This is a genomic window from Micromonospora sp. MW-13 (assembly GCF_003434305.1).
Lineage (GTDB): Bacteria > Actinomycetota > Actinomycetes > Mycobacteriales > Micromonosporaceae > Micromonospora.
This window is the reverse complement of record NZ_QKKX01000033.1, coordinates 143,278-157,235: the sequence shown is the minus strand read 5'-3', so window position 1 is coordinate 157,235 and position 13,958 is coordinate 143,278. Positions and strand designations below refer to the sequence as shown.

General features: G+C 73.1%; 11 protein-coding genes. 1 reads left to right on the top strand and 10 read right to left on the bottom strand.

The features are described 5' to 3' along the window. Nucleotides 1–69: 69 nt before the first annotated feature. Entirely contained in the window at nt 70–1,314 is a 1,245-nt protein-coding gene (locus C5N14_RS18135) for an MFS transporter (RefSeq protein WP_117669273.1), read from the bottom strand. Between the two features lie 201 nt (nt 1,315–1,515). On the opposite strand from C5N14_RS18135, the gene C5N14_RS18130 reads away from it, so the two are divergent. Next, on the top strand, nt 1,516–3,507 hold the full coding sequence (locus tag C5N14_RS18130; RefSeq protein WP_371685863.1) for an ABC transporter ATP-binding protein: 1,992 nt from the start codon (nt 1,516–1,518) through the stop codon (nt 3,505–3,507). A gap of 97 nt (nt 3,508–3,604) precedes the next feature. Here C5N14_RS18130 and C5N14_RS18125 read toward each other — a convergent pair whose 3' ends face one another. The 9 genes from C5N14_RS18125 to C5N14_RS18085 all read right to left on the bottom strand — a co-directional run bounded on the left by C5N14_RS18125 (nt 3,605) and on the right by C5N14_RS18085 (nt 13,624). Continuing rightward, complete coding sequence (locus tag C5N14_RS18125; protein WP_117669272.1) at nt 3,605–4,906, bottom strand: sulfite oxidase; 1,302 nt, start codon at nt 4,904–4,906, stop codon at nt 3,605–3,607. A gap of 117 nt (nt 4,907–5,023) precedes the next feature. Continuing rightward, on the bottom strand, nt 5,024–5,680 hold the full coding sequence (locus tag C5N14_RS18120) for a hypothetical protein (RefSeq protein WP_117669271.1): 657 nt from the start codon (nt 5,678–5,680) through the stop codon (nt 5,024–5,026). After that, nucleotides 5,677–7,083, bottom strand: coding sequence for a selenium-binding family protein (locus C5N14_RS18115; protein WP_117669270.1), 1,407 nt, complete (start codon nt 7,081–7,083; stop codon nt 5,677–5,679). The genes C5N14_RS18120 and C5N14_RS18115 overlap by 4 nt, the downstream gene beginning before the upstream one ends. Nucleotides 7,084–7,228: 145 nt before the next feature. Further along, nucleotides 7,229–7,744 (bottom strand): NUDIX domain-containing protein, encoded by a 516-nt coding sequence (locus tag C5N14_RS18110; protein WP_117669269.1) that lies wholly within the window; start codon nt 7,742–7,744, stop codon nt 7,229–7,231. Nucleotides 7,745–7,840: 96 nt separating this feature from the next. Continuing rightward, nucleotides 7,841–8,683 (bottom strand): carbohydrate ABC transporter permease, encoded by an 843-nt coding sequence (locus C5N14_RS18105; protein WP_117669268.1) that lies wholly within the window; start codon nt 8,681–8,683, stop codon nt 7,841–7,843. Continuing rightward, complete coding sequence (locus C5N14_RS18100) at nt 8,673–9,632, bottom strand: carbohydrate ABC transporter permease (RefSeq protein ID WP_117669267.1); 960 nt, start codon at nt 9,630–9,632, stop codon at nt 8,673–8,675. The genes C5N14_RS18105 and C5N14_RS18100 overlap by 11 nt, the downstream gene beginning before the upstream one ends. After that, the gene (locus tag C5N14_RS18095; RefSeq protein ID WP_117669266.1) at nt 9,629–10,912 is read right to left on the bottom strand and encodes a sugar ABC transporter substrate-binding protein; all 1,284 of its coding nucleotides are present in this window, start codon (nt 10,910–10,912) and stop codon (nt 9,629–9,631) included. The genes C5N14_RS18100 and C5N14_RS18095 overlap by 4 nt, the downstream gene beginning before the upstream one ends. Before the next feature lie 25 nt (nt 10,913–10,937). Then, nucleotides 10,938–12,536: an FAD-dependent oxidoreductase gene (locus C5N14_RS18090; RefSeq protein ID WP_117669265.1), complete on the bottom strand. Its 1,599-nt coding sequence runs from the start codon at nt 12,534–12,536 to the stop codon at nt 10,938–10,940. A gap of 38 nt (nt 12,537–12,574) precedes the next feature. Then, nucleotides 12,575–13,624, bottom strand: coding sequence for a LacI family DNA-binding transcriptional regulator (locus C5N14_RS18085; protein WP_117669264.1), 1,050 nt, complete (start codon nt 13,622–13,624; stop codon nt 12,575–12,577). Nucleotides 13,625–13,958: the final 334 nt, after the last annotated feature.

The window sequence follows — 13,958 nt, the reverse complement described above, 5'->3', positions numbered from 1 at the left end:
GACCCCGGCCAGCGCCCGCGGCGCTCCGGGGTTCCCTTCCCGCCGGCCCACGTCACCGGCCGGCCAGGCTCAGGAGGGCTCGACCGCCCGCTCCGGGGTGGCCCGCTCCGGGGTCACCTGTGCCGGGGTCACCTGTGCCCGGGTGGCCCCGTCCGGGGTGGCTCCGCCCGGGAACAGCCGCTCGGCGAGCACGATCGCCAGCGACACGAAGGTCAGCACCGCGCCGACCAGGAACGTGCCCCGGGCGTCCACCGTGGACAGCGCGAGGCCGCCGATCAGCGCGCCGCCCGCGATACCCACGTTGAACGCCGCCGAGTTCGCCGCGAAGCCCAGCTCGGTCCGCCCCGGCGCGACCTGGAGGATGCGCGCCTGGGTGGCCATGAACACCGGGGCCGCCGAGGCACCGAGCAGGGCGAGCAGGCCGACCACGGCGCCCTTGACGTCGGCGAACAGGTACAGCCCGGTCAGCGCGACCGCCTGCAACCCCACCGCCAGCACGAGCGAGCCGTGCGGGAACCGGTCGAGGAACTGGCCCACCCCGCTCACCCCGGCGATGCCGGCCAGGCCGAAGACGAACAGCAGCACGCTCACCGTCTCCGGGGCGAAGCCGGTCACGGTGGTGAGGAACCGCTCCACGTAGGTGAACCCGGCGAACATGCCGGTCACCGAGATGGCGGTGGTGGCCAACACGATGGCGAACCGGCCGGTGTGCGGGGCGGAGCCGTACGCGCCGTGGCTGTCCTCCGGTCGGCTCGTCGGCAGCAGCACCGCGATCACCACCAGCGCGGCCAGTCCCAGGGCGGTCAGCGCCAGGAACGGCGCGCGCCAACCGCCCTGCTGGCCCAGCCAGGTGCCGGCCGGCACTCCGAGCACGGTGGCCAGCGAGCCGCCCACCGACGTCACCGCGATCACCCGACCCCGCACGGCGGGGGAGAACAGTCCCACCGCCACCGGAGCCAGCACCGCCCAGAACAGCGCCTGGGCCAGCGCCGTGGCCACCCGGGCGGTGAGCAGGACCCGGTACGAGTCGGCCAGGACCGACACCAGGGTCGCCGCCACCATGACGACCAGCACGCCGCTGAGCACGTACCGCCGGGGCCAGCCGCGGGTCAGGTGCGCGATCGGCAGCGAGATCACGGCCACGGTGAGGCCGTACCAGGTGACGAGGTAGCCGACCGAGGACAGGGACACGTCGAGGTCGGAGGAGATCAGCGAGAGCAGGCCGATCGGCAGGTTCTCGGTGGTGTTGAAGGTGAACGCGGACAGCGCGAGGGCCAGCAGCACGAGCACGCGCCGCCAGGTGCTGGAGGTCATTCGTCAGCCGTTCCTTCCGGGGCGTCCGGGCGCCCTGAGTGGGGGTCGGTCATCGACAGGGCGGCCGGCGACCGTCGCCGGCGACGCGGGTTCGACACGCCGGTGACGGGGGGACATCGGAATGTCGCGGACAGTAGGCTCCCCGTGGCTGCCGACCGTCGCGGGCGGTCCGGAGCCGGAGCCAGCTCTCCGGGAGGGGCCGTGGAGAAAGCCGTCCGCCAACGCCGATCACCCGACCAGCCCCCGCCGGTCGATCCCGACCCGGCCGAGACCTCGCCGGCCGACGGCGTCGAGGCGTCGACCCTGCCCGAGCTGGAGGACCGGGCGTGGATGCACCACGCGAACGACTTCGCCCACACCAGCTTCTGGGCGGTGGCCCGTCGGCTGCCCCGGCTGGTCCGGGAGGCGATCGCCCTGGCCTGGGCGACCAGCCGCCGGGACACCGCCGCTTCCATCGGGCTGAACGTCGCCGCCGGGGCGATGACCACCCTCGGCCTGCTGGCCACCACCGGCGTGCTGCGCGAACTGTTCGCGGCCGGCCCCACGCCGGACCGGATCCGGGGGGCCCTGCCGGCCCTGGCGCTGACCGCCGCCGCCGTGATGGCCAAGGGTGGGCTCACCATCGCCGCCGGTTGGGCGCAGGCCCGGCTGACCCCGCAGATCAACTACCAGGTCGAGCTGCGGCTGTTCGAGGCCACCACGGCCGTCGACCTGGCGGCCTTCGACGACGCCGGGTTCGCCGAGGAGATGGACCGGGCCCGGGAGCGCGGGGTGACCGAGGCGGCCTGGATCGTCGACCACACCGTCGACCTGATCACCGGCGTGGTCGGGGTGCTGGCCACCGCGGCGGCGGTCACCGTGATCCAGCCGCTGCTGCTGCCCTGCCTGCTGCTCGCCGCGGTGCCCGAGGCGGCGACCGCGGTGAAGATCGCCCGCCGGCAGTACCTGGAGATGCTGGCCAGGATCAACCGGCGCCGCCGAATGTCGATGCTGGCCAACCTGATGGCCAACCGGCACACCGCCGCCGAGGTCCGGGCGTACCAGATGGGGGACTTCCTGCTCGGCGAGTACCGGCGGATGATGGCCACCGAGACGCGCGCCCACCTGCGCCTGGTCCGCACCCAGACCCGGACCCGGGTGCTCGGCACGTCCGCCGCGGGCCTGGCCGCCTTCGGCGTGTACGCCGTCCTCGCCGGCCTGCTCCTGACCGGCATGGTGGCGCTCGCCGCCGCCGCGACCGCGCTGATCGCCCTCCAGTCCGCGCGCTCCAGCCTCGGCGTGGCCGTGTTCGCCACCAACTCGCTCTACGAGGACGCCCTCTACTACCAGGACTACCGGGACTTCCTGGACCGGGCCCGCAGTCGGACCGGCCCCCGCGGCGACCGGCCGACCGACGGCTTCGAGGCCATCGAACTGGACGCGGTCAGCCTGCGCTACCCGGACACCGACAGCCCCGCCGTGGACGAGGTGAGCCTGACCGTCCACCGGGGACAGGTGGTCGCCCTGGTCGGCGAGAACGGCTCGGGCAAGTCCACCCTGGCCAAGCTGATCGCCGGCCTGTACCGGCCCACCGGCGGGGTGATCCGCTGGGACGGCGTGGACACCGCCGAGCTCGACCCCCGCCAGGCCGGCGCGCACGTCGCGGTGCTCACCCAGGACTGGTGGAAGTTCCCGTTCACCGCCGCCCAGAACATCCGCGTCGGCCGGCACGACCGGGCGGCCGGGGGGCCGAGCGTGCGGGACGCGGCCCGGGCCGCCGCCGCCCACGACATGATCATGGACCTGCCGTTCGGGTACGACACCCTGCTGGACCGCGAGTTCAAGGACGGCCACGACCTCTCCGGCGGCCAGTGGCAGCGCCTCGTCGCCGCCCGTGGCCTGTACCGGGACGCCCCGCTGCTGATCTGCGACGAGCCGTCGGCGGCGCTCGACGCCCGGGCCGAGCACGCCCTCTTCCAGCACCTGCGCCGCCGTCCCGACCGGGCGGTCGTGCTGATCACCCATCGGCTGGCCAACGTCCGGCACGCCGACCAGATATTCGTGATGAGGCGCGGCCGGCTGGTCCAGCGCGGCACCCACGACGAGTTGATCGCCGCCGACGGGCTCTACCGCGAGCTGTTCCACTTGCAGGCCAGCGGGTACCTCGCCGACGCCGCCGGGGAGGCCGGCGACCCCTCCCCGGCTCCCCACTGACCAGCCCATTCCCTCCCGAAGTTCGTCCCCGGCCTCGGCGCCGCGTCGGCGCCCGCCACCTGGCACCTCGCCGCCGCCGGTCACGTCGCCGGCCGGGTCATCGGACCGTGACCGGGTGCCGGACGACGCCGTCGAAGAGGTACCCGAGGTCGTTGTGCCGGGCCCGCTCCGGCTGGCCGGCCCCGGTGACGTCGGTGGCCCGCGCCCGCAGCGTCGCCGGCCCCGGCCCCGCCGGCCGCCAGCGCGCCGTCCACCGCTGCCACGGCCCGCCCACGTCCCCGGCGACCAGTTCGGCCGGCCGCCAGCCGTCGTCGCCGGTGTGCACCAGCACCGACCGGATCGGGCCCCGGCCCGACCAGGACCGGCCGCGCAGCAGCACCTCCGCGCCGGCCGGGACCCGGGCGTCCCAGGGCAGTTCGAAGGCGCTCTTCACCGACTGCGCGTCCAACTCCCCGCCGCCGTCCGGGTGGCCGGGGCCGAACATCCGGTAGAGCTGGGTGTTCCACGGCGAGAACAGCGGGGCGGCCGACACCTCCACCGGGCCGACCCACTTGACCGAGGAGACGCCGATCCAGCCCGGCACCACCACCCGCACCGGGAAGCCGTGGTCCGGCGGCAGCGGCTCGCCGTTCATCTCGTACGCCAGCAGTACGTCGTCGAGGGCCTTGCCGACCGGCAGCGGCCGGCGGACCCGGCCCAGGTTCACCCCGCCGGTGACGTACTCCGGGTCCAGTCCCTCCGGCATCACGTCGACCGCCGCGCCGGTCAGCCCGGCCCGCCGCAGCACGGTGGACAGCCGCACGCCCCGCCAGTGCGCCACCCCGACGCCGCCCAGGCCCCACGCCACCCCGGGGGAGGGCCGGTCCTGCTGCCCGGCGAAGAACCGGCGGGCGTTGCCGGCGCACTCGACCAGCGCGGTGACCCGTTCGGCGGGCAGCCGGCGCAGGTCGTCGTAGCCGAACTCGACCGGCCGGTCCCGGGTGGGCGCGCCGCGCAGGCCGTCGCCGAACAGGCTCAGCCGCCACGTGTCGGGGTCGATCAGCGGAGTGCTGGTGTGGTTGCGGACGAAGAACCGGTCGGTGGGCACGACGTACCCCTGCCCGGCCATCGCCTCCCAGCGCATCTCGGCGTTGGTGTCGTGCCGGGTGAACAGCCGGTCCGGCAGCGGCTTGACCACGCCCGGCCCGGCGCCGTCCCGCCCGGGGTCGGCGCCGACCGGGTCGGCCGCGACCGCGACCGGCTCGCGTTCGTCCGCCGCGGCGGCCAGGGCGGTCATCGCCGCGCCCAGCTCCAGCAGGCGGGGGCGGGACACGCCCGCGCCCCGGGCCCGGCCGGCCAGCCACTGCCGGGCCCGTCGGGCGTCGTGGTCGGCTTCGTCGTACGACAGGGGGTGCGGCATCGGGAGGTCCCTCCGGTTCGGCGACACAAACTCCTATTCAAACAGTAGGAGTTTCCGTCGGGGCGGCGCCGCGCGGCGGGAACCGCCGGCCCCTTCGGCCGAGCCGACCGGCGCGGCTCAGGTCACCGCGGCCACGACGGTGATCACCCCCGCGACCACCAGCACCCCGGCCCACAGCCGGTCCACGTTGAACCAGGCCCGCCGCAGCACCCCGACGCCGAGCACCTCGTACACCGCCACGGCGGCGGCCAGCGCCACGCCGAACATCGCCACCGTGTGCACCCCGGCGGCGGCCAGTCCGGGCAGCGCGCCGACCGGGGCGGCCGACAACTGCCCGGCATGTCCACCGTGGCCGCCGTGCCCGCCGGCCGCGACCGGCTCGGCGAGCAGCACCGGCAGCAGCATCAGCCCGGCGCCGTGCGCCGACGACATCAGGAACGACCACCCGGCGAGCTGCGCGTTGGACGGCCGCATCCCGGCCCACCGGAAGTGCTGCCGCGAGAGTAGCTGCCACAGCCCGAACCCGACCAGCAGCAGCCCGCCGACCACCGCCACGGTGGTGCTCGCCACGACCGACCTGGTGGCGCTGACCAGTGCGGCCACCAGGCCCACCGAGGCGAGGTGGCCCAGCGCGATGGGCAGCAGCGACGTCACCAGCATCCGCCGGCTGCGTTCCTGAAGGCCCCGGCCCACCGCGAACAGCCAGCCCATGGCCGGGTTCAGCCCGTGGAACGCGCCGAGCCCGGCCAGCGCCAGCCAGGTCGCCCCGGTCACGGGAAGCAGTACGAGTCGGAGGAGGCGTCGCCGCCCTGCAACCTGGTCTGGTGCACCCGCAGCCCCCGGAACTCGTCCCCGCGCGGGAAGAACCGCGGGTCCGGGGTGAGCCCGCCGGCGTCCGGATCGACGTCCAGCTTGGCCAGCCAGGCGCCCACCCCGTCCGGGTAGAACTGGTCGTCCCACGAGCCGTAGAGCGAGTTGGACACGTACACCCGGCGGCCGTCGCGGCTGATCTCGACCATCTGCGGGCCGCCGGCGAGGGGCTCGTCGGGGAAGCCGGGGTGGGGGGTGCGCCGCACGATGCCGCCGAGACGCACCGACCCGGTCTGCACGGGGTGGAACGGGTCGCTGACGTCGTACTGGCGCAGCTCCCCGGTGCCCCAGCAGGAGACGTAGAGATGCTTGTCGTCGACCGACAGGTCGATGTCGGTGACCAGTGGCGGGACCGCCCCGAACGGCTTGAGCAGGTCCGGCAGGTCGGCCGGGTCGGCCGGCTCGGCCGGGATGTCGATCACCTTGGTCACCGCCCAGGCGTCGCCGTCGCGGTGCCACAGCCAGATCGAGGCGGACAGGTCCTCGACGCTGATCACCACGCCGACGAACCCGTACGTCTTCGTCGGGTCGTGCGCGGGGCGCAGCTCCAGCGGCATCTGGTACGCGTCGCCGAGGTCGACCCGCTGCACGTGCCGGCGCCTCGCCAGGTCCCAGAAGTGGATGGCGTGCCCGTACTTCCGCCCCAGCAGCAGCTCGCCGACGATGCCGTCCTCGATCATCGACGGGGTGCCCCACTCGCTGGTCACCAGCACGTCGTGGTTGTAGTGCCACCAGAAGTCGTACGCGAGGAACTGCGGCCCCCGGTCGGCCTCCCACGCCCGGCGGACGTCGAAGCTGGTGTGGTCGAGGATCGCGATGCCGCCGGGTCCCTCGGCGCCGTCGGCGCCGCCGAGGGCGGACAGGTAGATCCCGTCGGGGCCGCAGTGCACGGTGTGCGGCCGGGAGTAGCCGGCCCGCCGCGCCAGCTCCTCCGGGCCGATCACCTTGACCAGCCTCGGGGCGCGCGGGTCGGGCTGGGTGTCGTACACGTGCACCCGCGACGAGCGCAGCCCGGGCACGATCAGGTAGCGCCGCTCGACGTGCGGGTGCGGCGCGGTCGGGCAGAGCGCGCTGCTGCACGCGTTCCACCCGAAGTGGTGCAGCTCGTCGCCGGTGTGCGGCAGGTCGGTCCAGCCCACCACCCGCCCGTACCCGGGGGAGGCGGGGTCGGTGTCGAGGACCGCGATGGCGTCGGGACGGGCCGCCGAGCGGTCGAACGCGGCCACGTAGGCCAACTTCTCGGCGGGGGCCCGGGCGGCGTCGCGGGGCGAGGGATAGAAGGACGGGTCGGGTGTCCAGCGGCTCATGGCGGCTTCCTCCGGGGTCGGCGTGCCGGACCGGTCGCATCGACGCATCTCAGCGAGCGGAAACAGCCTACTGACCCGACGGGGCGCTGTGGTTAACGCATCGTGCCGACTTCCCTGCCCAGGGTTGCCCGGTGGGCGCGGTCTCTCAGGCGTCCCGGTGGGCGGCGAGGAAGTCGGCGAGTACCCGGGTGTGGGTGGAGAAGGCCAGCTCGGCCGGCTCGGTGAGCACCAGCCACTCGGTCGCCTCCTCGGTCGGCGCGGACGGCGGGAGCTGCCCGGCCGCCCGCTCGGGCAGCGTCCCGAAGACCATCATGGTGCCGCCGGCCGGGGCGCTGTGCACCGCGAACAGCTCCGCGTCCCCGGCCGACGCGACCAGCCCGGTCTCCTCCCGCAGCTCCCGGACCAGGGCCTCGCGCCACTCCTCGCCGTACTCGACGAAGCCGCCGGGGAGGGCGAGCAGCCCGCGCGCGGGCTCGATGTCCCGGCGCACCACGACCACGCCCAGGCCGGCGTCGGTGCGGACCGGCAGCACCGCGACCGCGACCGGCAGCGGGTTACGCCAGACGGTGTGCCCGCAGGGCGCGCAGACCCGGGGCCAGCCGGCCCCCGCCGGATAGGCGGCGCCGCAGTAGGAACAGTGGGAGTACGGTGCGCCGGTCATGCCGCTGCACGTTACCGCCCCGGCCGCCCGGCCCCGACCGGGGTGGCCGCGCTGCCCGCAACCGGCACCGGCACCGACGGCGGCATGCCGGGGAGGTCATCCCTTCAGGCCGGTGTGCGCCAGGCCCTCGACGAACTGCTTCTGCGCGATCACGAACACCGCCAGCACCGGCAGGGCGGTCATCGACGCCGCCGCGAGCTGGACGTTCCACATCGGCCCGCCGTACGCGTCGACGAACTGGGTCAGCGCCTGCGGCAGGGTGAACTTCTCCGGCGAGGAGAGGAACACGATCGGTTCGAGGTAGAGGTTCCAGCTGTGCAGGAAGGTGAAGATGGCCACCGCGCCCAGCGCGGGGCGGGACAGCGGCAGGGCGATCTTCCAGAAGGTGGCGAACCGGCCCAGCCCGTCGACCCGGGCCGCCTCCTCCAACTCGCCGGGCAGGGCGATGAAGAACTGCCGCATGATGAACGTGGCCAGCACGCTCGGCGCCCCGAAGATCGGCACCAGGATCAGCGGCCAGTGGGTGTCGACCAGGCCCAGCTTGAAGAACATCTGGAACAGCGGGACGATCGTGACCTCGCTCGGGATGAGCAGGCCGGCGAGCACCACCAGGAACAGCACGTTCTGGCCCCGGAACCGGATCCGGGCGAAGGCGTACCCGGCCAGCGCCGCCACCGCGAGGGTGCCCACGGTGACCACCAGGGCGATGTAGACGCTGTTGAGATACTGCCGCCCGAACGGCTGCAACTCGAACACCCGCTGGTACGCCTCCAGCCGCGGGTCCGTCGGCCAGAGCTGCGGCGGGAAGGCGAAGATGTCCGCCACCGGCTTCAGCGACGAGGTGACCATCCACCAGGTGGGGAAGACGAACGGGATCGCCAGGACCATCAGCACCCCGTAGAGCACCAGCTTCGTCCTGGGCGACAGGTCACGACTCATGGAAGACCCATCTCTTGCGCATCTGCCACTGCAGCACGGTCAACGCGAGCACGATCGCGAACAGCACGATCGACAGGGTGGCGCCGTAGCCGAAGTGGTGGAACTGGAAGGCCTGCTGGTAGAGGTAGTAGACGAGCACCGTGGTCGAGGTGCCCGGGCCGCCCTGGGTGAGCACGGCGATCTGCGCGAACACCTGCAACGAGCCGACCACCGTGATGATCGAGGTGAGCAGGATCGTCGGGCTGATCAGCGGCACGGTGATCCGCCAGAACTGCCGCATCCGGCGGGCCCCGTCCACCTCGGCGGCCTCGTACAACTCGGCCGGCACGCCCTGGAGGGCGGCCAGGAACAGCACCATGTTCAGGCCGACGTTCTTGAACACCTGCACGACGACCACCGACAGCATCGCGGTGCCCTCGCCGCGCAGCCAGTTCGGCCCGGCCACGCCGATCGTGTCGAGCAGCCCGTTGATCCCGCCGTTGTCCTGGAGCAGGAAGCCCCACACGATCGTCCAGGCGACCAGGGAGACCACCACGGGGGAGAAGAACAGGGTGCGGAACACGATGGTGCCGCGCAGCTTCTGGTTGAGCAGCACGGCCAGCAGCAGCGCCAGGGCGAGGTTGAACACCACCAGTCCGACCGAGAACAGCCCGGTGGCCCGCAGTACCCCACCCAGGTTGGTGTCCTCGGCGAGCTGCGCGTAGTTGTCCCCGCCGACGTAGTCGAACGTGCCGGCGAGCACGTTCCACTCGTGCAGGCTGTACCAGACCACCAGGACCAGCGGCAGGATCACGAACACGATGCTGCCGAGCAACTGCGGGGCGACGAACAGGTAGCCGGCGAGCTGGTCGCGCCGGTGGCTGGTCCACCACGGGCGGCGGGGCCGGCCCGGGGCGGGCCCGGTCTTGGCGACCGGGCCCGTCCTGGTGTCCGTCGGGGACCCGGTCACTTCGCCAGCAGCGGCTGGATCTTGGCGCACACGCCGTCCAGGACCGCCTTGACGTCGGCGTTCTGCTGCCACAGCGGGTCGAGCCCGGCCCGGACCTGCTGGCTCAGCTCGGCCTGCCCGGCGTGGCTCGGCTTGACCACGCCGCTGGTGATGCCGTCGATGACGACCTTCTGCAACTGCTCCGGCTTGAGCTTCGGGTTGGTCTTGCCCAGCGTCTCGGCGGTCAGCAGCGACTGTCGCGGCGGCGGGAAGAACTGGGCCAGCTTCGCCGAGTTGGCGGGATTGGTGAAGAAGGCCAGGAAGTCGGCCGCCTGGTCGGCGTGCGGGCTCTTCTTCATCACGCCGATGCCGGCCTGGCCGAGCACCGCGTAGTTGCCCTTCGGGCCGGCCGGCAGCGGCACCAGGTCCCAGCCGAAGCCGTCGTCCTTGAGCAGCGACGCCCGGGAGATCTGGGTGACCGTCATGGCCGCGTCACCGGCGAAGAAGTCCGCCGTGGTACCCGGGCCGGGCAGCGCCTTGTCGGTGAAGATCCCCTTGTGCAGGGCGGTCATCGCCGCGACCATCTCCGGGGAGTTGAAGCCGCAGGACTTGCCGTCCTCGCTCCACGCCTGCGCGCCCCAGCCGGTGAAGAAGGTGGACAGGTTGTCCCAGCCCTTGTAGTCGAAGTCCCGGATCACCAGGCCGGCCTTGCCGGACTTCGCGGCGGACGCCGCGGCGGTGGCCAGGGCGTTCTCCCAGTTCCACTGCCCGGCGGCGATCAGCTCGGCCGGCGTCTTCTGCCCGGCCTTCTTGACCATGTCGGTGTTGACGAACACGCCGAACGGCGAGTTGGAGAACGGGTAGGCGTACAGCTTGCCGCCGCCCTGCCAGAGCTTCGTGGTGGCGGGGGAGAGGTCGTCGTAGGCGTACCCCTCGGCCTTCTTCAGGGTCTCGTCCAGCGGCAGCAGCGCGCCCGAGGACACGAAGTCGGGGGCCGAGTTCTCGAACACCCAGGCCAGGTCGGGGGCGTTGCCACCGGCGATCTGGGTGGTCAGCGTGGTGGTGTAGTTCTCGAACGGCAGCGGGTCGAAGGTGATCGACTCCACGTCCGGGTGGGACTTCTTGTACTCGTCCGCGATCTCGTTGAACAGCTTCAGGTGCGCCTCGTTGGCGGACCAGACGGTCATCCGCAGCTTCGCCGGACCGCCGTCGCCGGCGTCGTCCCCGCCGCCGCAGGCCGTCAGGGCGAGCGCGCCGGCCAGCGCCAGGGCGACGCCACGTAGGGCCTTTCCTGCTCTCACAGTCTTCTCCTCACCGGGGGTGTGTTCAGTAGCCCGCGATCTGCGGCCAACGCAGTTCCACGCCGGCCGCCGTAAGGCGGTCCTGGAAGTCGGCCAGCAGACGGGGGGTGTCGCGGACCGCGCGCGGGGACTCGCCCCGCTCCAGACAGAAGTCGGCGAGCAGGCCGGCGACCTCGCCGACGTTCCACTCGACCGGGTGCAGCCGGTAGCTGCCGTTGGTGACGTGCGTGGTGCCGATGTTCTTGCCGGCCGGCAGCAGGTTCTCCACCCGCTGCGGGATCAGCGCGCCGAGCGGGATCTCGAAGGGGCAGGACCCGACGTCGATGTAGTTGTCGCCGCCGGTCGACGGGTGCAGGTCGATCCGGTACATGCCCACGCCGATCGAGTCGGGGTAGCTGACCGCGCCGTGCGCGCCGCGCACCGCCAGCGACAGGTCCTGCTCGACGACCGTGTACTCGGCCCGGATGCGCCGCGACTCGCGGATGTACGGGGCCTGGGCCAGGCCGTCGGCGCTGCCGGTGACGTCGCCGCGCAGCCGCAGCCCGGGGAAGCCGGTGCCGCCGTCGGGCCGGGGCGCCTCGGTCTGCATCCAGTACAACACCGAGTACGACAGCTCCCGGGCCTTCGACAGGTGCCAGGACGCGTTCGGCACGTCGATGACCGGGCCCTCGAAGTAGTCGATCATCGGCCAGTTCACCAGCGTGATGTCGCTGCCGTACGCCCCGTCGACGAAGTTGCGCCGGGCGGCGATCCGCCGGAACGTCCACAGGTTGCCGTCGCCGGGGTTGAGCCGCTGGTCGGCGTTGACCGCCAGGGGGTCGTCGTCCGGGTTCGGGGTGAAGCTGCGCTCGGTGATCTCCAGCGTGCGCGGGTGCGGGGAACGCCAGGACAGCAGCCGATCGCCCCAGAAGTCCGGCTTGTAGTCGCGCCAGAAGTCGTACCCGGCCGGGCGGTCGATGGTGTGGTCGCCGTCGACGTGGTCCAGGGCGAAGCAGACCGACACGGCCTGCATGTTCATCGGCTGCGCCTGGGCCGGGGCGCTGGGCTCGCCGGTCTCCTCCCGCGACTCGAAGCCGGTGACGTACTCGACGCCGGCCAGCGGCAGCAGCTCACCGGTCTCGGTGGCGTCCAGCACGTACGGGGCGGTCAGCTCGACCAGCTCGTCCGGGCGGTCGCGGTGCGCGACGGTCACCCCGGTCACCCGGTCGCCGTCGGAGGCCGCCGAGACCGGCCGGTACGGCTGGAGCACGGTCAGCCGCCCGGACCCCCGGTACGGCGCCAGCATCTGCTCCAGCACCGCCACCGCGACCCGGGGCTCGTGGCACAGCCGGCTGACCCAGCCGGCCCCCGGGTTCAGGTCGGTCCAGCCCCGGGACCGCTCGGTCAGCGGGAAGTGCCGCCGGTAGTAGTCCCGGATTCCGGTGCGCAGCGCCCGGTAGCTGGCGGTGACGCCGAACTGCTCGACCCAGGAGTGCTCGTCCGGGGGAACCGCCTGGCTGGTGAGCTGTCCGCCGAGCCAGTCGAACTCCTCGGTCAGGATGACGCTCCGGCCGGCCCGGAGAGCGGCCAGCGCCGCCGCCACCCCGCCCAGCCCGCCGCCGACGACGAGGACGTCCGCACGCATCGATACCACTTGCTTCCTTCCAGTTGCGCGATCGCCGCTCAGGAGCGGCCGACCGCCGGATCGGGGGCGCCGAGGGTGTCCCCCTCGACCAGTTCGCACGGCAGCAGGCGCTGCCCGACGCCGTCGGCGCTGCCGTCGATGACCGAGGTCAGCAGCTCGACGGACTGGCGTCCCATCTCCTCGCGGGGGATGAGGAAGCCGGTGAAGGTGAGCGCGGTGGGGACCGGAACGGTGGGGTCGCCGAGGGTGACCACGGACAGGTCGCCGGGCACCGTCAGCCCGCGTAGCCGGGCGGCCTGCGCCAGGGCGACCGCCGTGGCGAAGTCCTCCACGAACACCACGGTGGTCCGGTCGGCGCGCAGGTCGTCGAGGACGGCCCCGACGTCGCGGCTGCCGGCGCCGGGCAGCTCCCGGGCGCTCTCCACCGCGCCGCTGTGCGCGGCGAAGCCGCGCCGCCGGTCCTCGGACGACTCGGCGTTGGTGCCCATCGGCAGGTAGGCCAGGCGGCGGTGCCCGCGGCCGAGGGCCCGCTCGGTCAGGGCGCTCACCGCCGCGGCGTAGTCCGCGCCCACGTACGGCACCGGACCCCCGGCGTCGTCGCGCCGGCCGACCGCCACGTACGGGAAGCCGTCCCGGTTGAGCCGGTGCAGCTCGGCGGCGTCGATCTCCCGGCCGAGCAGGAGGCAGCCGTCGGCCAGCCGCAGCCGGTTGTCCTGGTGGAAGATCCGCCGCCGCCCGTCGACCACCGGGGCGCTGGTGAACAGCAGCAGGTCGCAGCCGACGCGCTCGGCGTACTCCTCGATGCCGAGCAGGAACGGGTGGAAGAAGTCCCGGCTGCCGCTGGGGAACGCCGGCTCGTAGGTGAACACGCCGATGATCCGGTTGAACCGGGCGGCCAGCCGCCGGGCCACCGGGTCGGCGGCGTAGCCGGTCTCCTCGATGGCCCGCAGGACGCGGCCCCGGGTCTCCGGCGCGATCCGCACGTCGGCGTCGGAGCGGTTGTTGAGCACCAGGGACACGGTGGCCTGACTGACGCCAGCCAGGCGGGCGATGTCACGCTGGGTGACGCGGCGCGGCGAAGAGGGCACGGGGGAGTCCTCCGGGGGGTGCTAATGCGTATTAGCGATCGGCGTTGGGGAGGACTCTGGCCTCTGCTCCCGGGGGATGTCAAGAGTTCCCGGAGATTTCCTCGCGATGAAGTCCCTGGACTAATGCGCATTAGCTTGCGGGGCCCGACGCGCCTCCGCCGCTCCCGGCCGTTTCGGACGGAGATCGAACCGCCCCCTTGACAGCGGGCTGGCCGGCCGGCGAACATCGGAGAAGCATAGATGCTAATACGTATTAGCAGACCTCGACGGGGCCGCATGCGGCCCCGTCGACCACCCCCTGTTCACCTTGCGTGACGTCGCTGGGCGGCGGGCC